Source organism: Bradyrhizobium erythrophlei, assembly GCF_042430365.1.
Lineage (GTDB): Bacteria > Pseudomonadota > Alphaproteobacteria > Rhizobiales > Xanthobacteraceae > Bradyrhizobium > Bradyrhizobium erythrophlei.
Genome location: NZ_JBHMET010000057.1, coordinates 1 through 24,065 on the forward strand (window position 1 = coordinate 1; position 24,065 = coordinate 24,065).

General features: G+C 65.1%; 20 protein-coding genes and 2 pseudogenes. 13 read left to right on the forward strand and 9 right to left on the reverse strand.

The window, feature by feature from the left end; translation table 11 throughout:
• Window positions 1-113 precede the first annotated feature (113 nt).
• The 4 genes and pseudogenes from ACFFWD_RS10540 to ACFFWD_RS10555 all read right to left on the reverse strand — a co-directional run bounded on the left by ACFFWD_RS10540 (window position 114) and on the right by ACFFWD_RS10555 (window position 3,138).
• Entirely contained in the window at window positions 114-479 is a 366-nt protein-coding gene (locus tag ACFFWD_RS10540; RefSeq protein ID WP_376964657.1) for a single stranded DNA-binding domain-containing protein, read from the reverse strand.
• 149 nt (window positions 480-628) lie between these two features.
• Window positions 629-1,559: pseudogene (locus ACFFWD_RS10545) on the reverse strand (tripartite tricarboxylate transporter substrate binding protein).
• A gap of 88 nt (window positions 1,560-1,647) precedes the next feature.
• Window positions 1,648-2,175: pseudogene (locus ACFFWD_RS45255) on the reverse strand (REP-associated tyrosine transposase).
• Between the two features lie 48 nt (window positions 2,176-2,223).
• Window positions 2,224-3,138, reverse strand: a complete 915-nt coding sequence (locus ACFFWD_RS10555) for a LysR family transcriptional regulator (RefSeq protein WP_376964661.1) — start codon at window positions 3,136-3,138, stop codon at window positions 2,224-2,226.
• Window positions 3,139-3,254: 116 nt separating this feature from the next.
• On the opposite strand from ACFFWD_RS10555, the gene ACFFWD_RS10560 reads away from it, so the two are divergent.
• The 5 genes from ACFFWD_RS10560 (at window position 3,255) to ACFFWD_RS10580 (ending at window position 6,798) form a co-directional block, all read left to right on the forward strand.
• Entirely contained in the window at window positions 3,255-4,007 is a 753-nt protein-coding gene (locus tag ACFFWD_RS10560) for an SDR family NAD(P)-dependent oxidoreductase (protein WP_376964663.1), read from the forward strand.
• 77 nt (window positions 4,008-4,084) lie between these two features.
• Window positions 4,085-4,783 (forward strand): pirin family protein, encoded by a 699-nt coding sequence (locus tag ACFFWD_RS10565; RefSeq protein WP_376964665.1) that lies wholly within the window; start codon window positions 4,085-4,087, stop codon window positions 4,781-4,783.
• Window positions 4,784-4,861: 78 nt separating this feature from the next.
• Complete coding sequence (gene wrbA / locus ACFFWD_RS10570) at window positions 4,862-5,461, forward strand: NAD(P)H:quinone oxidoreductase (protein WP_376964667.1); 600 nt, start codon at window positions 4,862-4,864, stop codon at window positions 5,459-5,461.
• 65 nt (window positions 5,462-5,526) lie between these two features.
• Window positions 5,527-5,664 carry a hypothetical protein gene (locus ACFFWD_RS10575; protein WP_376964669.1) on the forward strand — a complete coding sequence of 46 codons (138 nt, stop codon included), beginning with the start codon at window positions 5,527-5,529 and terminating at the stop codon, window positions 5,662-5,664.
• A 186-nt stretch (window positions 5,665-5,850) separates the two neighbouring features.
• On the forward strand, window positions 5,851-6,798 hold the full coding sequence (locus tag ACFFWD_RS10580) for a DUF5996 family protein (protein ID WP_376964671.1): 948 nt from the start codon (window positions 5,851-5,853) through the stop codon (window positions 6,796-6,798).
• Here the strand turns inward: ACFFWD_RS10580 and ACFFWD_RS10585 are convergent.
• Window positions 6,795-7,982 (reverse strand): GNAT family N-acetyltransferase, encoded by a 1,188-nt coding sequence (locus ACFFWD_RS10585; protein ID WP_376964673.1) that lies wholly within the window; start codon window positions 7,980-7,982, stop codon window positions 6,795-6,797. The genes ACFFWD_RS10580 and ACFFWD_RS10585 overlap by 4 nt on opposite strands.
• A 15-nt stretch (window positions 7,983-7,997) precedes the next feature.
• A complete protein-coding gene (locus ACFFWD_RS10590; protein ID WP_376964675.1) occupies window positions 7,998-8,933 on the reverse strand; it encodes a cupin-like domain-containing protein in 936 nt (311 codons plus the stop codon).
• A gap of 197 nt (window positions 8,934-9,130) precedes the next feature.
• Here ACFFWD_RS10590 and ACFFWD_RS10595 point away from each other — a divergent pair, with 197 nt between their 5' ends.
• Window positions 9,131-10,222 carry a glycosyltransferase family protein gene (locus ACFFWD_RS10595; protein WP_376964677.1) on the forward strand — a complete coding sequence of 364 codons (1,092 nt, stop codon included), beginning with the start codon at window positions 9,131-9,133 and terminating at the stop codon, window positions 10,220-10,222.
• Between the two features lie 10 nt (window positions 10,223-10,232).
• Here ACFFWD_RS10595 and ACFFWD_RS10600 read toward each other — a convergent pair whose 3' ends face one another.
• Window positions 10,233-11,546 carry an O-antigen ligase family protein gene (locus ACFFWD_RS10600; RefSeq protein WP_376964678.1) on the reverse strand — a complete coding sequence of 438 codons (1,314 nt, stop codon included), beginning with the start codon at window positions 11,544-11,546 and terminating at the stop codon, window positions 10,233-10,235.
• Window positions 11,543-12,538, reverse strand: a complete 996-nt coding sequence (locus tag ACFFWD_RS10605; RefSeq protein WP_376964680.1) for a glycosyltransferase family 2 protein — start codon at window positions 12,536-12,538, stop codon at window positions 11,543-11,545. Before ACFFWD_RS10605 ends, ACFFWD_RS10600 begins: the two co-directional genes overlap by 4 nt.
• 416 nt (window positions 12,539-12,954) lie before the next feature.
• Between ACFFWD_RS10605 and ACFFWD_RS10610 the strand changes: the two genes are divergently transcribed.
• Entirely contained in the window at window positions 12,955-14,043 is a 1,089-nt protein-coding gene (locus tag ACFFWD_RS10610; RefSeq protein ID WP_376964682.1) for a radical SAM protein, read from the forward strand.
• 93 nt (window positions 14,044-14,136) lie between these two features.
• Here the strand turns inward: ACFFWD_RS10610 and ACFFWD_RS10615 are convergent, their stop codons facing one another.
• Window positions 14,137-15,111, reverse strand: a complete 975-nt coding sequence (locus ACFFWD_RS10615; RefSeq protein WP_376964684.1) for a glycoside hydrolase family 26 protein — start codon at window positions 15,109-15,111, stop codon at window positions 14,137-14,139.
• 417 nt (window positions 15,112-15,528) lie between these two features.
• Between ACFFWD_RS10615 and ACFFWD_RS10620 the strand changes: the two genes are divergently transcribed.
• The 6 genes from ACFFWD_RS10620 (at window position 15,529) to ACFFWD_RS10645 (ending at window position 24,064) form a co-directional block, all read left to right on the forward strand.
• On the forward strand, window positions 15,529-16,455 hold the full coding sequence (locus ACFFWD_RS10620; protein WP_376964686.1) for a DUF6492 family protein: 927 nt from the start codon (window positions 15,529-15,531) through the stop codon (window positions 16,453-16,455).
• Window positions 16,449-17,900, forward strand: coding sequence for a lipopolysaccharide biosynthesis protein (locus ACFFWD_RS10625; RefSeq protein WP_376964688.1), 1,452 nt, complete (start codon window positions 16,449-16,451; stop codon window positions 17,898-17,900). Before ACFFWD_RS10620 ends, ACFFWD_RS10625 begins: the two co-directional genes overlap by 7 nt.
• Complete coding sequence (locus tag ACFFWD_RS10630; RefSeq protein WP_376964690.1) at window positions 17,897-18,703, forward strand: class I SAM-dependent methyltransferase; 807 nt, start codon at window positions 17,897-17,899, stop codon at window positions 18,701-18,703. Before ACFFWD_RS10625 ends, ACFFWD_RS10630 begins: the two co-directional genes overlap by 4 nt.
• A 2-nt stretch (window positions 18,704-18,705) precedes the next feature.
• A complete protein-coding gene (locus ACFFWD_RS10635) occupies window positions 18,706-19,458 on the forward strand; it encodes a polysaccharide deacetylase family protein (RefSeq protein WP_376964692.1) in 753 nt (250 codons plus the stop codon).
• 156 nt (window positions 19,459-19,614) lie between these two features.
• Entirely contained in the window at window positions 19,615-21,903 is a 2,289-nt protein-coding gene (locus tag ACFFWD_RS10640; RefSeq protein WP_376964694.1) for an exopolysaccharide transport family protein, read from the forward strand.
• A 55-nt stretch (window positions 21,904-21,958) separates the two neighbouring features.
• Window positions 21,959-24,064: a GumC family protein gene (locus ACFFWD_RS10645; protein WP_376964696.1), complete on the forward strand. Its 2,106-nt coding sequence runs from the start codon at window positions 21,959-21,961 to the stop codon at window positions 24,062-24,064.
• Window position 24,065: the final 1 nt, after the last annotated feature.

Sequence of the window (24,065 nt, forward strand, 5' to 3'; positions counted from 1 at the left end):
TAAAAAATTGAATCAGCAAATTCTCGCTACGGCGAGAGGTTTTTCAGCAGACTGCTAGATTCTTGTTTTGACGCGTTTTCTTTACGCGAACCGGTATCCACTTCGCTCGAGCTCTAGTCATCATCGTCAAACGAAGACCGCGGCGGCGCGATCGGCGCGGGCTGCATCGGCTGCGCCGCGTGTGGCCGCTGCTGCACCGTCGGCGGCTGCGGCGCGCGTGCCACCGGCTGCTGCTGTTGCGCGCTCGACTCGAACACGGCGCGGCACCCGTTGGAGAGTTGCGGTGTGTTCTGCCGCAGGCACGCGACGATGCGCTGGACGTCGGGAACCTGATCGCTGCACAGGCGCCAGACGTCAGGCGTGCACGCCATCTGCTGTTCCCAGGTTCCCCGATACTCCTCGGAGAACGCGGCGGTTGCAGCGGCAGCTCCGCCGCCGATCGCGATGGCCAGGCTCAGGACGATCCGCTGCATTCGCATGTCCGGCTTCCCTTACGTCAAATTCAAATTTCAATGAGCGCGCGAAAGTTCCGCGCTCCGATGTGCTCCAAACTTGCAAATGAATACGGCCAAGGATCGTTCGCGCGGACAACAAAATGTGAATGTCGATTTGTTGTAACAGCAGTTCCCTACTCAACCTTGCCGATCTTCTTCACCGCAGCGATCAGCCGCGCACTGTCGTTGGCGACGAACGCCGCGAACTCCGGCGCATCGAGATAGGCGACGGGGCTGCCGGCGGTCTCGAAGGTCTTGATCACTTCCGGTGCCCTCACCGCTTGCGCCATCGCTTCGCGCAGCCGCGTCATGATCGGCGCGGGCAGCGCGCGTTGCGCGAACAGCCCAGCCCAGATGTAGAACTCGACGGCGCCCCAATTGGCGAGCACGCGCATCTTGCCGTCGTCGACCTGCTGCTTCAACGTGCCCGGCGCCGACGCCAGCGCCTGCACGGTGCCCGAGAGCAGCGCGGTGAGCGCGGGGCCGGCGCCGCGGAACGGTACGTGCAACAGCTTGATGCCCGCGCTTGCCGCAAACATCTCCATCGCGACATGCAACGTCCCGTAGGGACCCGACGAGCCGTATGGAATTTGCCCCGGACGCCGCTTCGCGTCGTCGACGAAATCCTGCAGCGTCTTCCATGGCGCCGAGGCCGGTACCGCAAGCAAGGTCGGATCGGCGAGCACGCGCGCAATCGGCGCGAATTGCGACACCTCATAGGCAACCGGACGATCGAACAGCCGGTCCGCCTCCGGCAGCACCGCAAGCGACGACAGCGTCATCAACAGCGTGTAGCCATCCGCGTCCGCGCGCGCGGCCTGCGCATTGCCGATCGATCCGCCCGCCCCGCCGGCGCGATTGTCGACGATCAGGCTTGCCGAGGATCCGCTCCAGCGCGACAGCCACCGGCCGCGCCGCGAGATCGGCCTGCCCGCCGGCCGGAAACGGCACGATCATCGTGATGTTGCGATTGGGATAGGGAGCTTGCGCAAAGGCGGAGGTCGCGAGCGCGGTGTGCGCGAGCGGAAGTGCGGCAGCGGCGCGCAAGATGTCGCGGCGGTTCATTGAGAGTATCTCCCCGAGTAGTTTGTTGTTTTGTGGCGAGAGCCTAGCCGCAATTCGTAGGGTGGGCAAAGCGCAGCGTGCCCACCATTCACTCTCCGAACGATCCTTTGACCTCCTTCATGTCCCCACCCCAATCCGCATCAAGCAGACCGCGCGCGACGTAACGATGGAAGCTGCTGTACGGCCAATCCGCGACGCGCGCGACGTGTCCATGTTTGACGGGATTGAAATGAGTGTAGTTAACGTGTCGCTCTAGATCGGCATCATTACGAATAGCGTGCTCCCAGAAGCGCCGACGCTAGATCCCCTTCTCGCGCTTGATGATCTTACTCGGAGATCGCGGCATTTCCTCGAGGCCACGCGAGAAGCTGCTCATGATCAAGCTCCACCGACCTGAAAAATCTGTATCCCCGTCGGGCAATGCCCAAACTGCGTGGATATGGTCCGGCAGGACACAGATTGCGATCGTCTCGAAGGGACGACGCTCGCGGACGATTCGATAAGCACTCCTTAAGCGATCCACCTCATCGACCAGCAACGTGCTCGATCGATCGGCAAGGACGACGGTAAAGAAGAATGTGCTGGCTTCGATCCTTGCGCGTCGATATTGCGGCATGACGCCGACTATCCCCGAGAATGGTGGGCACGCTTCGCTTTGCCCACCCTACGAATTGCGCTTCTTCCCCTTGGCAAAATGCCTGGCGAGAAAATCCGCGAGCACCTCGACGCGGGCGGGACGCGGGCCGCCGGGCGGGGTGACGAGGTGGACCGCGCCTTCGGGCTGCTTCCAGCCTTTCAGGATCACCTCGACCTCGCCGCGGGCGATCGCATCGCCGACGATGAAGTCGGGCAGGTCGGCGATGCCGAGGCCGGCAAGCAGCGCCGGCATCACCGCCTCGCCGTTGTTGACGCGCAGCTGGCCCGCGGGACGCACGCTCGCCTGTTCGCCTGAGGCGTTGGTGTAGTGCCAGACGCCCTGCGTCGAGAGATAGGCGTAGCCGAAGCATTTGTGCTCGGCGAGGTGCATTGGATGCGTCGGCCGGCCGTAGCGCTTCAGATAGGAGGGTGCGGCCACCGTGTAGCGCGGCATCCCGCACAGCCGCCGGGCGATCAGCGACGAATCCGGCAGCCGCGCGATGCGCAGGCCGGCGTCAAAGCCCTCGCCGATCAGGTCGACCGTCGCATCGCTCAAATGCAGGTCGATCGACACCTCCGGATAGGTCTCCAGGAATTCGGGCAGCAGCGGCGCCACCGTCTTGACGCCGAAGGTCATCGGCACCGCGAGCCGCACCAGCCCGCGCGGCGTGGTCGATTGCGCCAGCGCTTCGTTCTCGGCGGCCTCCCCGTCGGCGAGCAGCCGCGCCGCGCGCTCCGACAATTTCTGGCCGGCATCGGTCAGCGCCAGCCGCCGCGAGGTGCGGTTGAACAGCCGCGCGCCCAGCCGCTCCTCTAGGCGGCTGACCGCCTTGGAGACCGTCGCCTTGGACAGCGAAAGCTCGGTCGCGGCCGCCGCAAACGACCGTAATTCCACGACTTTTGCGAAAATCGCGAGCGCCTCGAAGTCCGGCAGTTTCGACATTGGCAATCATCCCGCTTGCTCATATTGGGAAACAATGAGTTTCAATAGTTTCTATTTCTATACCACAGCCGGAGGCATATCCAAGAGCCATCGAAATTCAAGCAACGAGAAATCCAATGACCAAGAAGCTCTCCGGCAAGGTCGCCCTCGTCACCGGCGGTTCGCGCGGCATCGGCGCGGCCAGCGCCCGCGCGCTCGCCGAGGAAGGCGCCAACGTTGCGATCAGCTACGTCGCGTCATCAGACAAGGCGGAAGCCGTTGTCGCCGAACTGAAGGCAAAGGGCGTCAACGCCCGCGCCTACAAGGCCGACCAGGCATCTTCGGCCGATGTCGACCAGTTGGTGAAGACCGTCGCCAAGGATTTTGGCCGGCTCGACATCCTCGTCAACAACGCGGGCGTTGCCGTCGGCGGCCCGATCGACGACGCAAATACCGACACCGCCGCGCTCGCCCGCCAAGAAGAGATCAACGTGCATGGCGTGATCACCGCGATCCGCACCGCGTCGAAGCTGATGGGCGACGGCGGCCGCATCGTCACGATCGGCTCCGGCATTGCCACCCGCGCCTCATTCCCGGGCCTCGCCGATTACGCCGCCACCAAAGCCGCGATCGTCGGCTACTCCAAAGGCGCATCGCGCGATCTCGGCCCGCGCGGCATCACCGTCAACGTGCTGCAGCCCGGCTCGATCAACACCGACATGAACCCCGACGATGATCGGGAATTCGCCGACGCCCAGCGCAAGCAGCACGCGCTGCAACGCTTCGGGACGGCGGAAGAAATCGCGGCCGGCGTCGTCTTCCTGGCAAGCCCGGAAGCGTCCTTTGTCACCGGCACAGTGCTCAATGTCGATGGCGGCTTCGGCGCCTGATCAAGACTTTCGCAGATACCGGGCGCGGAACGCCCCGCTCCTCTCCTGGCAACATTCGAATTGAACGGAGTATTCCAATGATCGAACTGAGACCATATGCAACGCTTGGCGGCGCCGATCACGGCTGGCTGAAGGCCAAGCACCACTTCTCGTTTGCGAGCTACTACAACCCCGACAACATGAGCCACGGCGCGTTGCGGGTGTGGAACGACGACGAGATCGCGCCGAACACCGGCTTTCCGGCGCATCCCCATGCCAACATGGAGATCATCACCTATGTCCGCGAAGGCGCGATCACGCACCAGGACTCGCTCGGCAACAACGGACGCACCGAAGCGGGCGACGTTCAGGTGATGAGCGCGGGCAGCGGCATCCGCCACTCCGAGTACAATCTCGAGCCGACCAAGACCAAGATCTTCCAGATCTGGATCGAACCGACAACGCGTGGTGGTCATCCGACCTGGGGCTCGAAGCCCTTCCCGAAGGCCGACCGCTCCGGCAAGCTCGTTACCATCGCCTCGGGGCTTGAAGGCGACAACGACGCGCTGCCGATCCGCGCCGACGCACGGGTGCTCGCCACCACGCTGAAGGCCGGCGAAAGCGCAGAATACGCCGCCGACAAGGCCCGTCACCTCTATCTGGTGCCGGCGGCCGGCAGCATCGAGGTCAATGGCGTGCGCGTCAATGCGCGCGACGGTGCCGCGATCCGCGACGAGGCCAAGCTGAAGATCACCGCACTCGAGGATTCCGAGCTCGTGCTCGTCGACGCGGCCTGACGCCCTTCACATGCGCGGATGAATGTCGGCGCATGTCTCTCCCCGCAAAACTCCCCAGCAAACTCAAAGGAAGCCATCATGGCCAAGGTTCTCGTGCTCTATTACTCCGCCTACGGTCACATCGAGGCAATGGCGAATGCCGTTGCACGAGGCGCCCGCGAAGCCGGCGCCACCGTCGACATCAAGCGCGTGCCCGAATTGGTGCCGGCCGAGGTCGCCAAGGCGTCGCACTACAAGCTCGATCAGGCGGCACCGATCGCCAAGGTCGAAGAGCTCGCCGACTACGACGCCATCATCATCGGCACAGGCACGCGCTTCGGCCGTATGTCGTCGCAGATGGCCAACTTCCTCGACCAGGCGGGTGGCCTCTGGGCCAAGGGCGCGCTGCACGGCAAGGTTGGCGGCGCCTTCACCGCGACCGCGACCCAGCATGGCGGCCAGGAGACCACGCTGTTCTCGATCATCACCAACCTCCTGCACTTCGGCATGACGGTGGTCGGACTCAACTACGGCTTCGCCGGCCAGATGAAGCTCGACGAGGTCACCGGCGGCGCACCCTATGGCGCCACCACGATCACCGGCGGCGACGGCAGCCGCGGGCCGAGCGAAAACGAGCTCGCCGGTGCGCGCTATCAGGGACGCGTGATCGCGGAGACCGCCAACAAACTGCATGGCTGATGCGATCAGGGCGGCATTCTCCAATGCGAATGCCGCCCTATCTGCTGTCTCAGGAGACGACAGATATGGCGATGGTCGAACTTCTTTTGATGGCTCAATATGTGCGGCGCCCGGCACAGGTGTTCGCACGGCGCTGGTGGTGCGCGAGCCTGTTCCGCGCCACGCGCGGGCAACACCGCTGCCCCGAAAGCACCGCGTCGTAGCGACGCCGTGACGGATTCATGATTGCGCGTTCATTCGGCCCGAAATGGCCGAGTGTGGAAACCCAAACCTGCCGGAAAGGCCACGCTCACCGCTCCAGGGAATCTACAGACTGGTTCCCGAAGTCATCATGACCAATTCGTGATAAGCCCATAGGCATTCACGTCGAGCAGCGCCGAGGTTTTGGCATGAGCAGCACCCCGAAGACCCGCTGGCCGGACTTGCCGACCGCCGAATGGCGCGACACCAGCGCAGCGCTTCAGCTCTGGACCCAGATCGTCGGCAAGATCCGGTTGACGAAAACGCCCTGGCTCAATCATTCCTGGCATGTGACGCTCTACGTCACCGCACGCGGGCTAACGACGTCGCCGATTCCAGACGGCGACCGCACGTTCCAGATCGACTTCGATTTCATCGACCACGTCTTGCGTATATCGACCAGCGACGGCGCCGGGCGGCACTTCGCGCTCGCCGGCCAATCGGTGGCGAGCTTCTACGCAGCCGTCATGGCCAATTTGAAGGACCTTGGCGTCGACGTCGCAATCGACGAGATGCCGAACGAACTGCCCGACCCGATCCGCTTCTCGCAGGACACGCGCCACACCTCCTACGATGCGAACGCCGTGCAGCGCTTCCACCAGATCCTCGTCAATTGCGACCGCGTGTTCAAGCAATTCCGCACCGGATTCCTCGGCAAGGCGAGCCCGGTGCATTTCTTCTGGGGCAGCTTCGATCTCGCAGTCACCCGCTTCTCCGGCAGGAAGGCGCCGCGCCATCCCGGCGGCGTGCCGCATTTGCCCGATGACGTGGTCCAAGAAGCCTATTCGCACGAGGTCAGCAGTGCCGGCTTCTGGCCGGGCGGTGGCGCGATCGATTACCCCGCGTTCTACTCCTACGCCTATCCGGAGCCGGCGGGCTATCGCACCACGACGGTCAGACCCGACGCGGCGTTCTTCAGCGACGCGCTCGGCGAATTCATCCTGCCCTACGACGCCGTGCGCACCGCTCCCGATCCCGAGAGCGTGCTGCTCGATTTCCTGCAGTCGAGCTATGAGGCTGCGGCCATCAACGCAAGCTGGAACCGCGATGCGCTTGAATGTGCTCTGGGCAAGCCGGACGTGGTGAGGAAGGTCTAACCCTCTTCCCGCGACGGCGGCCTGCCAAGTGCCTGCTTCAACCGCGCATCGAGCTTGGGATAGCGCCGCAGCGCGCGCACGGCGCGATCGCGCAGCGCATGCGGCCATCCGCGCCAGCTGAGCGACGCAGAGAGGTCGACCAGCGGCATCCGCCGCGGGCCGAAGCGGCGCTTGTAGGCGTAGTTGCCGATCGAGAAATCAAACTCGCGCACGCCGTCCTTGTGCAGCGCCGCCATGGTACGCTCGATGATCAGGCGGCCCGGCGAGCAGTTCGCCCATTTGTCGCCGGCATTGCTGATGCGGATCATCACGTAACGCGCACCGGTGCGGATGCCGAGCAGCGTTGCCACGACCTCGTCGCCGGCGGTGAGCGCGGTCACCAGCGCATAGCCCTGGCCGACGCCGTCGCGAACTAGGCCGCGATAGAACGCGGCGCAATTTGCGTCATTGAGGATGAAATTGAGCCCGAGGCGCGCCATCCGCGAGCCCTGCTGCGTTTCCGTGGTCGACAAGATCTTCAGCGCTTCGTTGGCACCGGCGGCGATCGTGAAGGCGGCGGAGGGATCGCGCGTGAACACGCGCCAGCTCCGCTCCAGCTCCTTGCGCACGGTTTTTTCCAGCGTGTAGCGCCAGGCGTCGTAGTCTTCTCCTGTCAGGACCGGGTTGCCGTTGAGCGGACACGGCCCTGCGGCATCGAGCAAGGCCAACGGATTGGCGCGACCGTCGAGCTCGGCCGGCACCTTGCGCAGCCGAATGAGATCGGCGCCGCCGTTTGCCTTGCGCAGCGCCGCGCGCAAGGCTCGCCACAGCCGGCGCGCTGCGGCGGCGTCGCGCGGTGCGGCCGGCCCGAACAGCGGCGCGTTGTAATCGGTGAGATCGAGATCGGCGAACTCGACGATGCGGATGCCACTCTGCCGGCGGCGGATCAGCGGCAGCAGTGCGGCGCGCTCACCGGTCACGGCGTCGGTGACAACTGCGATCAGGGGATCGATCCCGGCCGTCGTTGCGAAGGCGCGATACCACGACGCATACCATTGCGGGTGCTGGAAGGCCGTCGGCGGATCGAACGCGCCCCAGCGCGCCACGGCCTGCGCCCAATCCGGAAACAGCTCGACACGAAAGCCGACCGCGCGAGACGGTGCCTGCGCGCTCAGTTTCCCGGCCGATGTCGTCAGCACCGTCATTGCAGAGCCCGACGCTCAGGCAGCCTTTGGCAGATCGACGATCTTGCCGAGATCGGCCTCGTCGAGGCGGAAGTCGATCGGGCGGCGCACCGCGCGCTCACGTTTCACCCATGTGCCGTCGCGCAACAGCTTCTGCATCACCTGCTTGGCGAAGAACGACGGGCCGCGGATGTTGCGGCTCTTCGGCGCATAGCCGAAGCGGTGGCGCAGCATGCCGTTGGCGAGATGGAGAATCTGGGAGCGGCGGATGTCGTCGTTCACATAGGACACCGTCATCGAGATGTTGACGGTGCCGAGGTTCTCGACGCGATGCGGCGCATTCAGCGGCCAGTTCAGCATCTGGCCGGGCTCGAGATCGATCACCTGCGCGTGCTTGTCGTACCAGGCGGCATAGGGGATATCGACCTCCACATCGAACAGCGCGATGTCCTCGAGATGCTCGGGGCGGATGAACGGCGCCGTGTTCGGATAGATATAGACGCGCTTGCGTCCGGCGATCTGGATCAGGCCCTGCCCGGGCAGGTCGGCGTGATAATAGACCTGCGCGTCCGGCGAGGAGATCAGGATGCCGGCCTGATGGGTCGGCGCCTCGAAGCCCGGCACCTTGGCCGCGACTTCGGCAAACATCCGGTCGATCATGTCGCGGTAGCGGTGGTCGATGGCGGTGACGTTACGCAGGTTCAGCCACAACCCGCCGCGCGAGATCGCCTCGATTACCTGGCGGCCGCAGAGCTTGCCGATCTCGCCCTCGCGCCAGACCCGGCTCGCGCCCCTCGCGCCAGTCTTGACCAGGCTGTAATGCTCTCGCGGATAGGTCTCGATCAGGCGGGCGAGATCGTCCATCGAGAACGCCGGCTGCTGATGCATGCTGTGATCGAGCCGGATCGGCTGATGGCTCCAGAGCTCGGAATGGGTGTCATCCCAGTTCGTGAAGACCTTGCCTGTCGTCATCGTCGCACTCCTGCTGGCTGTTCGCGGCATGCCGCCTCGACCGATGTCCCGTTCCGGGACGATCGGACCGCCTCTGGGCAGGGATTGGCAAGAAGGGTGCCGCTCTGTCGAGCCGGCCGCTTAACCGAAAGTAATGTCTCGCCTGTATGGCTAACGCGGCGCCGACCCGGCCGCCAGGGCATGTGAACCAAGGCACGATGACCGAACAATCCCGATACCGGGCGCTGTTCCTCAGCGCCGGACCGCAGATGAATTGCGGCGTCGGGTATTTCACCCGCTTGCTGCAGGAGGCGGTCGACAAGATCGAGCCCGGCGCCGGCGCGACGTTAACCCTGACACGGACCGACGGCACGATCGGCGAGATCTGGCGCGCGATCGGATCGGCGCAAAGTGTTGTCTGCAACTTCCCGATTGTCGCCTGGAAACGCGTGATCTGGCGGCCACTGCTCGCGCTCGCGATGGCGCGGCTCAGGCGGCGCAGGGTTGTCCTGATTCAGCACGAATGGGGCGGCCTCAACTGGATGCGCCGGATCACCTATCTGCCGGCGCTGTGGCTCGCCAATACCATTGTGATGTTCTCGCCGCTGGTGCGGCAAGAACTCGCCGATGATCGCTGGGCGCGCCGCATGGTGCGGAAATGCGTGCTGGCGCCGCTGCCGCCGAACATTGCCGCGCCGGCCGGGATCGAGAATTCGAAATTGCGACACCGACTCGTGGCCGCGCGCGGCAACGGCCAGCTCATCATCGGCCATTTCGGCTCGATCTACCCAGGCAAGCAGCCGAACGCGCTGCTCGAGATCGGTGCCGTTCTGAAGCAACGCGGGCTGAAGCCGCTGATCGTTTATATCGGCTCCTTCATCCGCGGCGTCGACAAGGTCGAGGAGAAATTCCATGCCCGCGTCGCCGAGCTCGATCTCAAGGGCGACGTGATCGTCTCCGGCTTCGTCGCCTCCGATCACGAGGTGTTCGGCCTGCTCGGCGAGGCCAGCGCCTTCTGCTATCCGCTGGATGAGGGCCTCACCGCGCGCCGCTCCAGCGTGCTGGCCTGCGTGCAGTCCGGCCGGCCGCTGATCGTGACCGGCCCGGCGCTGCCGGACGAGTTCGACCATCATCCGCGCTTCAAGGAACTGATCGACCGCGGCGCCATCGTGCTGGTGCCGCGCGGCTCGGACAGCGCCGCCTATGCCGACAGGATCGACTCGGCGCTGAAGCGGCCGCCGGTCCATGTGCCGTTCGATTTCGACGGCTGGTGGTCGGACGTCGCAAACGCGGTCCGCGCGCAGCTCTAGACGGCTATCCTCAGCTCGCCGCGCGGAAGCGCGCGAGATAATGCAGCCCGAACACGGCGATCAGGAACGTCACCCAGATCGTATCCGCGCGATCGAGGAAAAAGCTCTCCATTGACGACAGATAGAGGCCGAACAGCCAGATGCGGAGGAACAGCATCGTCAGCGGTCCCCGGTTGCCGCCGATGTCCGCGGCCTGGAAGTCGCGCAACGGTTTCACCACGATCGCCGCGATCAGCAGCACCAGGCCCGGCAGGCCGGTGCCGAGCGCGGTGTCGAGATAGCCGTTGTGGCTGTGCGAGGCATAGCCTGCCCATTCCTTGCCCTCGCGCAGGTTCTGGATCGCGTCACTGCCCCAGAACGACTCGAAGCCGTAGCCGGTGAACAGCCGCTGGTGCAGCGAATCGAGCGCGAACACCCAAATGTCGGAGCGGCCGGTGAAGGATGTGTCGAGCGGCAGGAACTTTGCGATCGTCGCAAGCGTGTCGCTCATCACGGTGCCGATGCTGAACAGATTGAGCAGTACCAGCGGCAGCAGCAGGATGAGCGCGCGGCCCCAGAGCGAGCGGACCGCAGAGGTGACCGAGGTCAGGAGCAGCACCGCAGCACACAGCGACAATGAGCTCTTGCCGGCCGAGTACAGCAGGAACAGCGACGCAAGGCCGACCACGAGGACGCCCGAGATCCATCCGCCGGCCCTGATCAAATAGATGCCGATGAACAGCATCATCGCCATCATCGCGGCGGCGACGTTCTTGTGGCCGAACGCGCCGCGCCAGTTGCCGGCGAGCGCCGGCTCCTGCGGGTCGGTCGCCAGATGCATCGACAGATGCGGGGCCAGCAGGATGCCGAGATAGCAGGTCGCGAGCAGCACGAGGGCCGCAATGCTGAACCAGCGCATCAATTCGTCCTGCGATTTCGGCAGCAGCATCATGGTGGCCGTGACCACGACGACGAAGACCGAGAGCGCCAGCCGGCGCACCGACGTGGCGGGATCGACCGACAGCACGACAGTGACGCAGATCCAGCCGGCGAACAGCACGAACGCCGGCGTCAACAGCGACTTCAGCGCCGGAGTGTTGTCCTGAACGGTCAGCGCGAGCATCGCCACCATGAGCACGCCGAACAGCCCGTAGAGAAACGCCTCCTTGCCGGAGGTCACTTCGCCGACCCTGAGGTCGCCGAGATCCTCGAACGGATGCAGCGAGATCCAGACCAAGAGCAGGATGCCGATGAACATCGTGCCGCGGACAACATCCATCACCGGCCGGCGCGACGCTTCGGCGATCAGCGCCCGGCTTTGCGCGGTGATGGGAAGGTCGGTCACGACGCGATCTTGGAGGCGGCGTAAGGCTGCGGCTCGATGCCGAGCACCGCGAGCGCGCTGCCGATCGCGACCACCATCGGGTGCATCGCGATCACGGCCTGCTGCTCCTTCAGCACGATGCGCGTGAAACGGAACAGCGAGAACGGCACCAGGCCGAACATCTTGGCCTTGACGGCGGCGCGCGACCATGTCGTTTGCGCCGCCTTGCGCTCGATGTGATAGTTGATCGCGCCGATCCGCAGGCCGCGCCGCACGATCCAGCCGAGATTGGTCCGGCTCTCCGGCACCGTCTCCATGATCGCCGCTTCCGTCACCCAGAAGAAGCCGAAGCCGGCGCGGCGGGCGCGCGCGAAGAAATCATGGTCGCCGCCGCCGAGGAAGTTGAAGCGCAGATCGAAGGCCGGGTTGCCCAGCGCATCGAACACCGCGCGACGGATCAGGCAGTTGCCGCAGCCATAGATCACCGGGACGGGGCCACTTTCGTGATAGGCCGGCGCAAACGCCGGATGGCGCGTGAGGCCGCGCTTGTGCTTGTCATCGAACTTCGGCCATACCGGCCCGCCGATGATAGCGGCACCGGTCGTCTCGGCGGCCTCGACCATATGCTCCAGCCAATCCGGCGAGGCGACCTCGTCGTCATCGATCATCAGGATGTTCTGCGCCTGCGGGAAGATCTCGAGCGCCGTCTCGAACGCGGCATTGATGGCGCGGCAATTGCCCTGGCGGGGCTCGACGATGCAGAGGCCGCGCAGCCGGCCGGAGGTCAGGAATTCGGCGGCGACCGGCGCGCTTTCACACCGTGCGGCGTCGTTCTCGACGACAACAACGGCAAAGCGCCGTTCGGTCCGCTGCGCCACGACCGACTCCAGCGTCAACCGAAGATGCTTCGGCCGGCGAAAGCTCGGTATGCAGATCACGGTCTCGATGGAGCAATCAAGCTCGGGTGACGTCGCAACCCAGGCGCGCTCTGGCGCGGCAAGCTCGGTCGACATGGGTTCATGGCCTCCTGCCAATCCCGGTCCACGACACGCATCGTCCCAGGACGGGGCACGGCCTCACGGTGGGACATCTTCGTCCCGCGATGGCCGCCACAGAATGCGATACGGACGCAGTTCAAACGCTACGGCCATCTCATGGCAAAATCCGATCCACGGACCGCGCGCAGCCCGGCAATTTCCACCGCAAGGTTAATTGCGCGCGAGCGGCCGGATTTGCCACGATCAAGCGCCCTCCGGTCCGCAAGATCGGCCGTCGGCCGGTATCGGCAACGCTTTCTTAGGGTTAAGGGCCGCGTGCAGGCGATCGTATTAGGCGCCCGATCGCACTGGCATCCAATTTGCTGTTGTCCCGGCGACGCAACGATCCCGCCCCAGTTCGCAACAACAACAATTCACGTCTGAGGTTCACCTTGAAAGCGCTCGACCTCGTCTCGCTCGGCACCAAGCATGTCCGGAATGCCCTTTCGGAGGAGCTCTACCTCCGCACCGGACGCGACATCACCCGCCCGGCCGCGATCTTTGCCGAGGTGGTCGAGCGCTGCAATTACAAATGCCGTTACTGCGACTACTGGCGCCGTCCGAACTATCGCGAGGAGATGAGCATCGCGGAATGGCAACGCGCGCTTGCGAGCCTCAAGGAATTCATCGGCGCCTATCATGTCGAGTTCGCCGGCGGCGAGCCTTATATCAAGAAGGGCTTTCTCGATCTGTTGCGGTTCTGCCGCAACAACGACATCCACTGGGGCGCCACCACCAATGGCGGCGCCTACCTGAACAAGAAGATCGTGGCACAGACCGTCGAGGCCCGCCCGTTCAACATCAACATCTCGATCGACTCGACGGATCCGGCGATCCACAACTATTCGCGCGGCGTCGAGAACTCGCTGAACGACATCGTGCAGGGCATCCGCAACGTCGCCGAGGCGCGCCGCGCCGAGGGGCTGGATTTCCCGATCATCATCAAGCCCGTCGTGCACAGGCTGAACTTCCGCCGCCTGCCCGAGATGGTGGACTGGATCCAGAAGATCGGCGCCACCGCGCTGAGCTTCCAGCCGGTCGAGCAGGGAACGCAGGAGGTCGAGGACGAGTTGTGGATCGGTGAGAACGAGATGGACGATCTCATCAAGGTCCGCGACGAGCTGCTGCGGCTGAAGCGCCAGGGCGCGCCGATCCTCAATGGCGAAGCCGTGCTCAGGGCCTGGCCGAACCATTTCCGCCGCGAGAAGGCGCCCAAGGAAGTGATGCCGTGCCGGGTCGGCATGCGGAACTACTTCATCCGCTCCGACGGCCGCCTCGAAGTGTGCTGGTTCTTCAAGCCGATCGGCAACGTCCGCACCCAGACCGCGCGCGAGATCTGGTACAGCGAGGAGGCCCGCGCCCGCCGCAAGGAAACCGTCGGCTGCGACAAGCTCTGCCTGTTCACCTGCCTCGCGCAACGCACGATCCAGGACAAGATGAAGATGGGCCTGACGCTGCTGACGGGCGCGCAGGCGTCCTGACGCCTCAGCGCAGCGATGAAGCACGGCCCGATCCGTCGAACGGCGGATCGGGCTTTTTGCATTTCCGCGGGACAAGCCAGCGCGGCCGGTCGATCAGCCCGCGAACAATTTCCGGAACAGCCGCGCCGAGTTCGGAAAGCGGCCATTGTCGATCTGCGTCGGCCAGAGCCCATCGACGTCGAAATAGGCCGCATAGGCGATCGCGGCCCGGTTGGCGGCAAACCAGTCGTGCATCTGCTGGACGAAATCGGCATTGTCGCCGGATTGGCCGACGCCCCATTCCGGATAGCTCATCAGCTTGCGATGCGCGGCGGCGAATTCGCGCTGCCATTCGAGGCCGAACGGCGCCTTGAGATAGCGGCTCGTCCAGCGCTCCGCGGGCGAGCCTTCGGATTTGAAGTCGTACACGTCGAGGCCGATGTAGTCGACGACATCGTCGCCGGGATAGGCGGCATCCGCGGGCGTGTCCTGCGCTCCCCAGCCCGGGCACCAGTCAAACCTGAAGCGGCCGGAACGACTACGGAAGATCCCGACCACGCGGCGGAACGATTGCACGTAGTCATCCTCCTGCCCTTTTGTGAACCAGCCCATGTTGGCGATGTTCATTTCCCAGCCGAGCCGGATGATCGCCTTGGGATGCGCTTCCGCGATGGCACGGGCGGCGGCGTCGAAATCGGCATCGTGCAGACCGCCGGCGACATCGGCCAGCGGTGTGCCCGATATCGTCAGCGGCACCGACCAGACGACGTTGCGCGCGGGGTTGAGCTTCTTCCAGATCCCCGGCACCCAGTCGTAGGTGTGGTAATCCTCCCAGGTGTTCTGACCGTAGAAGTCCACGCCGATCACCGATGAACGCGGCTGCTTCAGCCACTTCTCCCACGCCTGCAGCATGTGCTCGCGGCCGGTCTGGCCCCAATTGACGAACGCGCCGGCGAACCGGGCCGTATCAGGACCGAGCCGCGATGTTCCCGACGGCGCAGCCTTCGCGGCGGACAGTCCGCCTGCGGCAAACAGCGCGACAGCCAGCGCCGCGCGCCGCGTGATCCCCTCGTTTCCATCAGCTCGCATCGCATGCTCCGACAAGCCTACCGCGTCGACGGTCCCGAAAGCGGACAGCGCGGACGTCGGCGCTGTGCCGAAATGACAAACGGGCACGACATCGGCGCCGTCCGCGACGCTCCCGCGCCGGGAATAGGGTCAATTCGCATTCATTCTCACCTGCGCCGAGCAGTGTCGGCGACGCAGACACGGGCTCTGCAATATCCGGGCAAATCTGCGGTACGGCACGCAGTTCGCGCGTTCGCATGGTTACTTCGCGCCGCTTCACCGCCGCCACGGTTTGACCCGCGCGAGAATTAACCACGACAGGCTGCCCCAGGCAGCCGGTACACCGTCCGGCATCGATCTTGCTGAACCGGGAAACCACGGACATTTGGCGGCCGCGACGTACCGCCCTGACACGGTGTTGGCGGAGAAAGCTACGAGATGAACCCTGTCGCGTTGTTGACCCCGACCTACGGGCGCGATCTGGAAATCTGCACTCTGCTTTGCGAAAGTGTGGATCGCCACGTCACCTCCTTCTCCAAGCATTACCTGCTGGTTCCGGATTGCGACCTGCCGCTGTTCGCCCCGCTGGCGAGCGAGCGCCGCATCATCATTCCGGCCTCGACGTTCCTGCCCGACTGGCTGCGGCCGCTGCCGCGGATGATCCAGCGCAAGCGGCGGCAATTCTGGTGGTCGCTGCGCGCCAAACCGGTCAACGGCTGGCACGTCCAGCAGATCCTGAAGATCGCGGCCACCATCGCGCTGCCCTATGAGCGCTTCTGCATCCTGGATTCCGACATCGTGTTCTTTCGCGATTTCGATCTCGCGCGTTTCGCGTATCCGAACACGATCCCGCTGTTGAGGATGGACGACGCGGTGACCGCCGACCAGCCGCGTCACTCGCGCTGGCTCGATACCAGCCACCAATTGCTCGGCCTGCCAACGCCTCCCTTCCCGGCACCCGACTTCATCGGACACATCATCTTGTGGGACAAGCAGACCACCCGGGCGCTGGCCGAACGGATCGAGGCCGCCACCGGCGTGAGCTGGGTCGAGGCGCTCTGCAGAACCCGCGAATTCTCCGAATACCTGCTCTACGGCTTCTTCGTCGAGAACGACGCCGGCTCCGCGCTGCGCCACAGCGTCGTGCCCAAGACGCCCTGCATCAGCTATTGGGACGACCCGACACTGAGCAAGGATGAGTTGAACCGCCTGCTGATGCGCGCCGACAGGGACGATGTCGCCTTCTCGATCGCCTCGTTTTCCGGCACGCCCGTCGACACGATCCGCGAGGTGGTCGCCGAGAGCGACGCCATCCTCGCGCCGGACATGGTCGACCAAGCAGCGGGGCTCGCCGCATTATGCTGATCGGACAGGCCAGCATCAATCTGACCGCCAACATCCTCTCGGCACTGCTGGGGCTGTTGAGCGTGTTCATTTTCACGCGGCTGTTCGCGCCGCATGATTATGGCGTCTATCTGCTTGGTGTCGGCTTCGCCTCGGTCATCTCGGTCTTCCTGGTCGGCTGGTTCCGCAACCTGATCCTGAGCGGACACGCCCGCAATGACGGCACCGACGTCCGCAGCCTCGTGGCGTCGGGTTATCTGATCTGCTGCCTCACCGCGCCGATCGCCTATGTGCTCGCACGCCTGGTCGGCCTTGATGCCATGGCAGCGCTGGCCGCCGTCGTGCTGTCGGTCGCGATCGGCCTGTTCGAGCTGACGCAGGACCTGCTGCGCGCCCGGCTGATGGCGCAGTCGGTCATGAAGGCGACGCTGGTCCGCGCGGCCGCCTTGCTCGGCTTCGGCGTCATCGTCGCGCTGACTGGCCCGAGCGGCTTCCTGCTGCTGCTCGCCGCGGCGGCGGCCTATCTCGTCGCGGTGCTCGTGCAGTCGCGCCGCGCGTGGCGAGGCACGACGATCGTCTTCGACCGCACCGATCTCACGACGCTTGCGCGCACCGGCCTGCCGCTGACGCTGTCGCTCACGCTGCTCGCGATCTCGAGCGTCACCGACCGCTTCATGATTGCGAACCTGGTCGGCGCCGCCGACGCCGGCAAATATGTCGCGGCCCTCGACCTCGTACGCCAGACCCTGATGATGCCGGCGATGAGCATCGCGACCGCCTTCTTCCCGATGGCGGTGCAGATCCACGCCCGGCAAGGCAACGCCGCGGTGAAGACCCATCTCGCCGAATGCCTCGAGCTGCTCGCCGGCGTCACGCTGCCGGCCTGTCTCGGCTTTGCCGCGATCGCAGCGCATGTCGCCAATATCATCCTCGGCGCCGACTTCCGCGAGCTTGCCGCGCAGATCATGCCGATCATTGCGCTCGCCGTCGTGTTCCAGGTGCTGACCCAGCAATATCTGCATGCGAGCTTCCTGCTCTCCGGCCGCAATTCCTTCTACCTGATCAACACCGCCTCGATCATCGCGGCCAATTTGACCCTGTCCTATGTGCTGGTGAGCCACTACGGCACGATCGGCGCGGCCTGGGCCCGGCTCGGCGCCGACGTCGTGGGCTTTGCCACGGCTTTCGTCCTCAGCCGGTTCGCCTTCGCGGTCCCGTTCCCGCTCGGACGGTTGGCCCTGATCGTCATTGCCGCGCTGGCGATGGTGCTGACGGTCGGCGCGATCGATCGCGGACTGCACATCGCCGACCTCCCTGCCAGCATCGTGCTGATCGGCGCCGGCCTCACGGTCTACGCCGGGCTGTGCTGGCTGTTCGATATCGCCCGCCTCCGCCAGCGGTTGAAGCAAGGCCTGGCGCTATTCCGCGCCAAATTCGCAAGCAGCAATATTGGAATGCCCCAATGACCGAGACTTTTGCGCTCGATACGATCCAGAAGAAGCTCGTCGAACCGGCAACGTCGGCCATACCGATCCACCCGCAAGCGCTGCTGGATCTGCCGCCCGGCGAAGCCAAGCAAAGCCTGTTGACGGTGCACAGCATCCTCGAAGCCAAGCTGCCGGCCGGCCCGCTTGCGGTCTACGAGGCCGGCGGCGGCTCGACCAGCTTCCTGCCGCTCGGCGTGCTGCGCCGCGCCCATGTCACCGTGGTCGATATCGACGAGGACCAGATCCGCAACAATGACTATGCCCAGGAGGCGATCCTCGGCGACCTCCAGACCTATCGCTTCCCGTCGCAGAGCTTCGATCTGATCATCTGCTACAATGTGATCGAGCACGTGCCCGACGTCGAGGCGGTGCTGGCCGGCTTCAGCGCGGCGTTGAAGCAGAACGGCCTCCTGCTGATCGGGGCGCCGAACCCGAAGTCGCTGTCCGGCGTCGTCACCAAATACTCCCCGCACTGGTTCCACATCTGGTTCTATCGCCACATCCGCGGCGACAAGAAAGCCGGGTTGCCGGGCCATGCGCCGTTCCCGACCCATTTCCATCCGCTGGTCACGCTCAGCAATCTCGAGGCATTTGCCGCCGTGCACGGGCTGCAGGTGATCTACCGCAGGAAATACGAGAGCCCGCGCTATCCCGAAATGCGCAAGCGCAAGCCGATGCTCGCCGCGCTGATCGACCTCGCCGCGCGAACGATGAATGCGTTGCTGCCGGGCAAGATCGACATGCGGCATGGCGACTATCATGTGATGTTGCGAAAGCTCTAGCGATGAACGCGCTGTGGTCCGAGGCCAGGGTCAAGGTCAGCCATCGGCTGGCGATGCATGTGCAGGTCGAATATTTCCGCCTGCACAATGCGACGCCGATGGTCAGCTTCACCTTCGACGACCTGGCGAAGAGCGCGGCGACGGTCGGCGCCGACATCCTGGAGTCCTACGGCGCGCGCGGGACATTCTACGTGTCGGGCGGCCTGGTCGGGTCGGACACCCCGAACTGGACCACCGGCACCGCTGATGACGTGGTGTCGCTGCATCGGCGCGGCCACGAGGTCGGCTGCCACACCTTCTCGCATCGTCGTGCCTGCGATCTCGACGAGGCCTCGCTCGCCGCGGAGATCGCGCGCAACCGCGCCTATTTCAATTCGCTCAATCCGTCGATGGCGATCGAGACCTTCGCCTATCCGTTCGGCTACGGCTCCTACGCCCGTAAGCACCTGCTGAAGTCCGAATTCCGGACCTGCCGCAGCATCGTCCCGGGCGTCAACGCGGGCGAAGTCGACCCGCAGTTCCTGCGCGCCATGCCGCTGATCGACCGCCAGCTCAGCCACGACCGGATCGACCGCGCCTTCGACGAGGCAGAGGCCGGTAACGGTTGGTTAATTTTCTATGGCCACGACGTCGCCGAGCGGCCGAGCCTCTATGGCTGCACGCCCCACCTCATGATCTACGCACTGGAGGCCGCGGCGCGGCGGAACATCCCGACATTGACCATGGCGGAGGCGTTCCAATGCGCCCGCGCTTAAACGCTTTGTTTGCCTTTCTGGTGAATAGTCCATCAATGAGTATGGTTAATTTTCCCTGTTGCGTTGTGCCCGCGTTGTTTTCTCGCGCATGTCGCGTGACTCGAGAAGTAACCCCTCAGCCGATGCGTGCGGCCGTTCGAATGGAAGCTGGGGTCGATGCTTAACTATGACCAGCCGATAGGTCAGACGAAGCCCGAGCCCCGTCCCGCCGGAACTGCGGCGGGCTTCAACGTGCTCGACCTGATCCGGCTGCTCTGGGAGCGCAAGGTCGCGATCGTATCGGCGGCGCTGCTCTGCGCCTGCGTCGCGGTCGCCATCGGCAAGACCCTGACCCCGAAATACACCGCGAGCGCCCAGCTCTATGTCGACCCGCGCGAGCTTCAGCTCGTCGAACGCGAGCTGACGCCGCGCGCCCAGGACATTTCCGGCCTCTCGATGGTGGTCGAGAGCCAGTCGCGCCTGATCACCTCCAACAACGTGCTGCTGCAGGCGATCCGCGATATCAATCTCGACAAGGATCCCGAGTTCGGCGGCGGCGCGGCCGGCAGGGGCATCTCTGCCTCGCTGCTCGGCCTGTTCGGGATCGAGTCCAAACCGACGCCGGAACAGCAGCAGCAGATCGAGATGGGCACGCTTGATGCCCTCAACCGCCACATCAACGTCAAGAAGACCGATCGCACCTTCATCGTCGACATCGACGTCTGGTCGTATGAGCCGGCGAAGGCGGCGATGCTCGCCAACGCGATCACGAAGGCCTATCTCGCCGAGTCCAAGCAGTCGCAGGCAGCCGCCGCCCGCCGCGCGACAACCGACCTGTCCGGCCGCTTGAAGGAGCTGCAGCAGCGGCTCCGCAACGCGGAAGAAGCGCTGGCGACCTACAAGGCGCAGAACAATTTCGTCGGCTCGCAGGACAATCTGATCGGCGACCAGCAGCTCTCCGCCAGCAACCAGCGGCTGGCCGCGGCCCGCGCGCTGACGCTCGACGCCCAGGCCAAGTACGACCAGATCGAGACCAGTCGCCGCAGCGCGAGCGATCCGGGCGCGATTCCCGAGGCGCTGCAATCACCGACCATCGCCAATCTGCGCGCGCAATATGCCGATGCGAAGAAGCGCCAGGCCGAGCTGCAGGGCGAGCTCGGTCCGCGCCATCCGGCACTGCGCCAGGTCGAGCAGCAGGTCGAGGACCTGCACCGCACCATCAAGGAAGAGGTCGACCGCTTTGCGCAGGCCGCCAAGAACGATCTGACCCGCGCGCGCGACTACGAAGCGTCGCTGAACAAGGCGCTCGACGTGCAGAAGCGCCAGAGCGTGCAGATGAGCCAGGCATCGGTGCGCCTGCGCGAGCTCGAGCGCGACGTCGAAGCCAGCCGCGACGTGTACCAGTCGTTCCTCAAGCGCTCGCGCGAAACCGAGGAGCAGGAGAGCCTCAACACCTCGAGCGCGCGCGTGATCGGCGACGCCACCATTCCGCAGCGTCGCACCTTCCCGCCGGCGATGAGCCTGCTTGCGATGATCGGCTTCGTGTTCGGCGGGCTTGCCGCAGCCGCCTGGATTGTCGCCGCCAGCCAGTTGGCGCCGGGCGCCGACCCGATCCGTCCGAAGGTTCAGCCCAAGGAAGACGCGGCCTCCGAGCGGCAGGTGGTCGTCGAGACAGTGAAGCAGCCCATTGTTGCGCGGTCCCAGCCGCAGCCGGCCGCCGGCGCGATCGACAAACCGTTGATTGCACAATTGCACGAATCCGACGTCATGCGGACGCTCGGCGGAATCCTGACCGGCGGCAACACCGCCGACGTCACGCGGTTCGGCTGGCCGACGTTGCGCACCGGCGCCGCACGGACCGCTTTCGCAAACACGATTCGCGAGATCCGCGCGACATTGGCCAAGCGCGCAGGCACCGACGGTGCCATCGTGCTTTCCGTGATCGGCGACGGCACCGGTCGCAGCGTCGTCGCGCTGAACATCGCGCTATCGGCCGCGCGCGACGGCGTCAGGGTCCTGATGATCGACGCTGACACAACGACCCACGCCCTGTCCGACAAGGTCGCACATCTCGGCAAGAGCGAACCGGGTCGGCTCGGTTGGCTGACGATCGGCAGCAAGGCCGCCCGCGTCGTCAACACCGCGAACGGCATCGCGATCCTGCCCGCGGTCAAGGGCGCCGATGCCGAGGCGATCCGCAAGGCGATCGCCCAGGCGGGCTCCGCGCGCGGCCACGACCTCGTGATCCTCGATGGCCCCGCGATCCCGTGGGCGACTACGGACCACAACCTGTTCGAGACGGTCGATGGCCTCGTCGCGGTCCTGCCCGTCGATCTCGATATCAATGACTGCATGGAAGACATCATCGCCGGGCTCGGCGGGATGGAGCGCAAGCTGGTCGGTGTCGTCCTGAGCGAGCTCAATCCCGCGGCCATCGATCATCGTCGCGACAGACAATACGCATGAGCGGCGCGCCGCGTCATGTGCCACGTAGAGCGAGCTTCGGGTCAAGTCCAAGCGCATGACGTACAGTCACCAGGCAACCCAGGCGGCTCCAGATCATGTGGAGGACGCCGCCTCGTGGGAATCTCCTGACCGGCCATTGGCGCGTCGCGGCGAGCGCCCAGAACTCCTGAAGGCCACGCTCACGATTCCCGGCATCATCGCGTTCTTTCGGCGCAATGGCCTGCGCATCGCGCTGCTGTCGCTTGCCCTGTTCGCAGCAGGTGTCGGTGTGCTGATGGTATTGCCGGTACGCTATGCAGCAACCGCGCTCGTCGTGGTCGATCCCCGCGAGCAACACGTTACCAATGAGCAGGATGTCCTGCCCGGATTCGGCCAGGATGCCGCCGCGCTGCAAAGCCTGATCGAGATCGCGAAGTCCGACAAGTTCCTGCGGCCGTTGATCGAGCAGCTCGATGTTCAGAACGACCCCGACATCGCCGGCTCCGAGACCGACCGGGCCCGCATTGTAGACCGGTTTCGCAATCGCCTGGACATCGCCCGCCGCGGTCTGACCTACGTCGTCTCCGTCACGTTCGTCTCCAACTCGCCGCAAAAGGCGGCGCGCTATGCCGATGCCGTCGCCGAAGCCTTCGTCGCAAGTCAGGTGCAGGACCGCGCGACCGCGACCGATGACGCCGCCGACTGGCTCGACGGCCGTCTCAAGACGCTGAGCGACCGCCTGCGCGCGTCGGAGGACGCGGTGGCCCAGTTCAAGCACGACCACAAGATCGTCTATGCCGGCAAGGATGCCACAACGCAGCAGCTGAAGATCATCGACCTGAACCAGCAGGTGTCTGCCGCGCGCCTGAAAGCGGAGGACGCGAAGACTCGCTACGAACAGACCCAGCGCGACCTGAAAGCCCATGTCGAGGCTCCCGTGAAGCAGGACCTGCTCACCGCGCTCCGTGCCCAGCGTGCTGCACTCAACGACCAGATTTCGCAGAAGCGCGCGGTGCTGGGTGACCGGCATCCGGAGCTCGTGATTGCGCTCAGCCAGCTCGCCGAGCTGAACAAGCAGATCGAGACCGAACGGAAGCGCAACATCGACACCGCGAAGTCTGAATATGAGACGCTGCTGGACCAGCAAAACACACTCGAGCGCCAACTCAAGGCCGCCGAGGCGGAAGCGCTGACGGACGCGCAGTCGCAGGTCAAGCTGCAGGAGCTGCAGCGCATCGCCGATGCCAACAAGAACATCTACGAGCAGTTTTTGGCGCGGTTCAACACGACCAACGAGCAGCGGCGGCTGCAGAGTTCGCAGACCAGGCTCGCCTCGGCCGCAACTCCACCAACCCGCCCGGCTCGCCCGCCGCTCGCTCTTCTGCTCGTCGCCGTCGCCATCGCCTCGACGCTGACATCGACGGCAGCGATTGCAGTGCTGGACGCGCGGCAGACATCGCCGCCGCAAAAGGCACCGGAGCCGCCGCCGGCAAAGCCGGCCACGGGTGCGGCGCCGGGCGCGGCACCCGTGGACCTGCCGGTCTGGGTTCGCATTCCGACCGCAGCGCGGCGCGATGGTCGAATGACCGTTTGGCACACGCCGATTGGCGGTCCCGCAGAGGCCGACATGCGTCCCCATATGCAGCGGCTGCTGCAGCGGGTTGCCGCCGCATCTGGTCAGCGCGGCAAGATCGTCCTCGTGACCTCGCTCCAACCGGATTCCGGCGCCGAGGCGATTGCCCATTCGCTGAACCTCTGCGCCGTCAACACCGGGATGATGAGCGCTGTGATCGAGGTGCAGAACGGCTCCAGTCTGGCACGCCCCGCTGACGCGACGGTCCAGAGCACCGCGCCGACCGGTCCCCGCACCTCGCGTGCGGCCCTGCACTCGGTCGGGCTGCTGCTCGGTGCCGGGCGCGACTCGATGCCGGACGGCGAGGATATCCGCGCCGAGTTCGCCCTGATCGTGGTCGATGCGCCGTCGCTTGCGGAGCAGCCCGAGGTCGCCTCGCTGGCGACCCATGCCGACCTGATCGTTCTGGTCGAGCGGGAGGGCGCCAGCGATGCCACCGCGATCCGAGGCGCTATCGCATCGCTCTCAAAACGAACGTCGGCCGCGATCGGCGTCGTGATCAACGAGGCCGCCCCGCGCCCCGCGCCGGCACTGGCCATCGCGAGCTGAT

What these genes read in the sequence shown, in the direction of transcription:
- ACFFWD_RS10540 (WP_376964657.1), bottom strand. Translation starts at nt 479, where the DNA reads ATGCGAATGCAGCGGATCGTCCTGAGCCTGGCCATCGCGATCGGCGGC.
- ACFFWD_RS10555 (WP_376964661.1), bottom strand. Translation starts at nt 3,138, where the DNA reads ATGTCGAAACTGCCGGACTTCGAGGCGCTCGCGATTTTCGCAAAAGTC.
- ACFFWD_RS10560 (WP_376964663.1), top strand. Translation starts at nt 3,255, where the DNA reads ATGACCAAGAAGCTCTCCGGCAAGGTCGCCCTCGTCACCGGCGGTTCG.
- ACFFWD_RS10565 (WP_376964665.1), top strand. Translation starts at nt 4,085, where the DNA reads ATGATCGAACTGAGACCATATGCAACGCTTGGCGGCGCCGATCACGGC.
- wrbA (WP_376964667.1), top strand. Translation starts at nt 4,862, where the DNA reads ATGGCCAAGGTTCTCGTGCTCTATTACTCCGCCTACGGTCACATCGAG.
- ACFFWD_RS10575 (WP_376964669.1), top strand. Translation starts at nt 5,527, where the DNA reads ATGGCGATGGTCGAACTTCTTTTGATGGCTCAATATGTGCGGCGCCCG.
- ACFFWD_RS10580 (WP_376964671.1), top strand. Translation starts at nt 5,851, where the DNA reads ATGAGCAGCACCCCGAAGACCCGCTGGCCGGACTTGCCGACCGCCGAA.
- ACFFWD_RS10585 (WP_376964673.1), bottom strand. Translation starts at nt 7,982, where the DNA reads ATGACGGTGCTGACGACATCGGCCGGGAAACTGAGCGCGCAGGCACCG.
- ACFFWD_RS10590 (WP_376964675.1), bottom strand. Translation starts at nt 8,933, where the DNA reads ATGACGACAGGCAAGGTCTTCACGAACTGGGATGACACCCATTCCGAG.
- ACFFWD_RS10595 (WP_376964677.1), top strand. Translation starts at nt 9,131, where the DNA reads ATGACCGAACAATCCCGATACCGGGCGCTGTTCCTCAGCGCCGGACCG.
- ACFFWD_RS10605 (WP_376964680.1), bottom strand. Translation starts at nt 12,538, where the DNA reads ATGTCGACCGAGCTTGCCGCGCCAGAGCGCGCCTGGGTTGCGACGTCA.
- ACFFWD_RS10615 (WP_376964684.1), bottom strand. Translation starts at nt 15,111, where the DNA reads ATGCGAGCTGATGGAAACGAGGGGATCACGCGGCGCGCGGCGCTGGCT.
- ACFFWD_RS10620 (WP_376964686.1), top strand. Translation starts at nt 15,529, where the DNA reads ATGAACCCTGTCGCGTTGTTGACCCCGACCTACGGGCGCGATCTGGAA.
- ACFFWD_RS10625 (WP_376964688.1), top strand. Translation starts at nt 16,449, where the DNA reads ATGCTGATCGGACAGGCCAGCATCAATCTGACCGCCAACATCCTCTCG.
- ACFFWD_RS10630 (WP_376964690.1), top strand. Translation starts at nt 17,897, where the DNA reads ATGACCGAGACTTTTGCGCTCGATACGATCCAGAAGAAGCTCGTCGAA.
- ACFFWD_RS10635 (WP_376964692.1), top strand. Translation starts at nt 18,706, where the DNA reads ATGAACGCGCTGTGGTCCGAGGCCAGGGTCAAGGTCAGCCATCGGCTG.
- ACFFWD_RS10640 (WP_376964694.1), top strand. Translation starts at nt 19,615, where the DNA reads ATGCTTAACTATGACCAGCCGATAGGTCAGACGAAGCCCGAGCCCCGT.
- ACFFWD_RS10645 (WP_376964696.1), top strand. Translation starts at nt 21,959, where the DNA reads ATGACGTACAGTCACCAGGCAACCCAGGCGGCTCCAGATCATGTGGAG.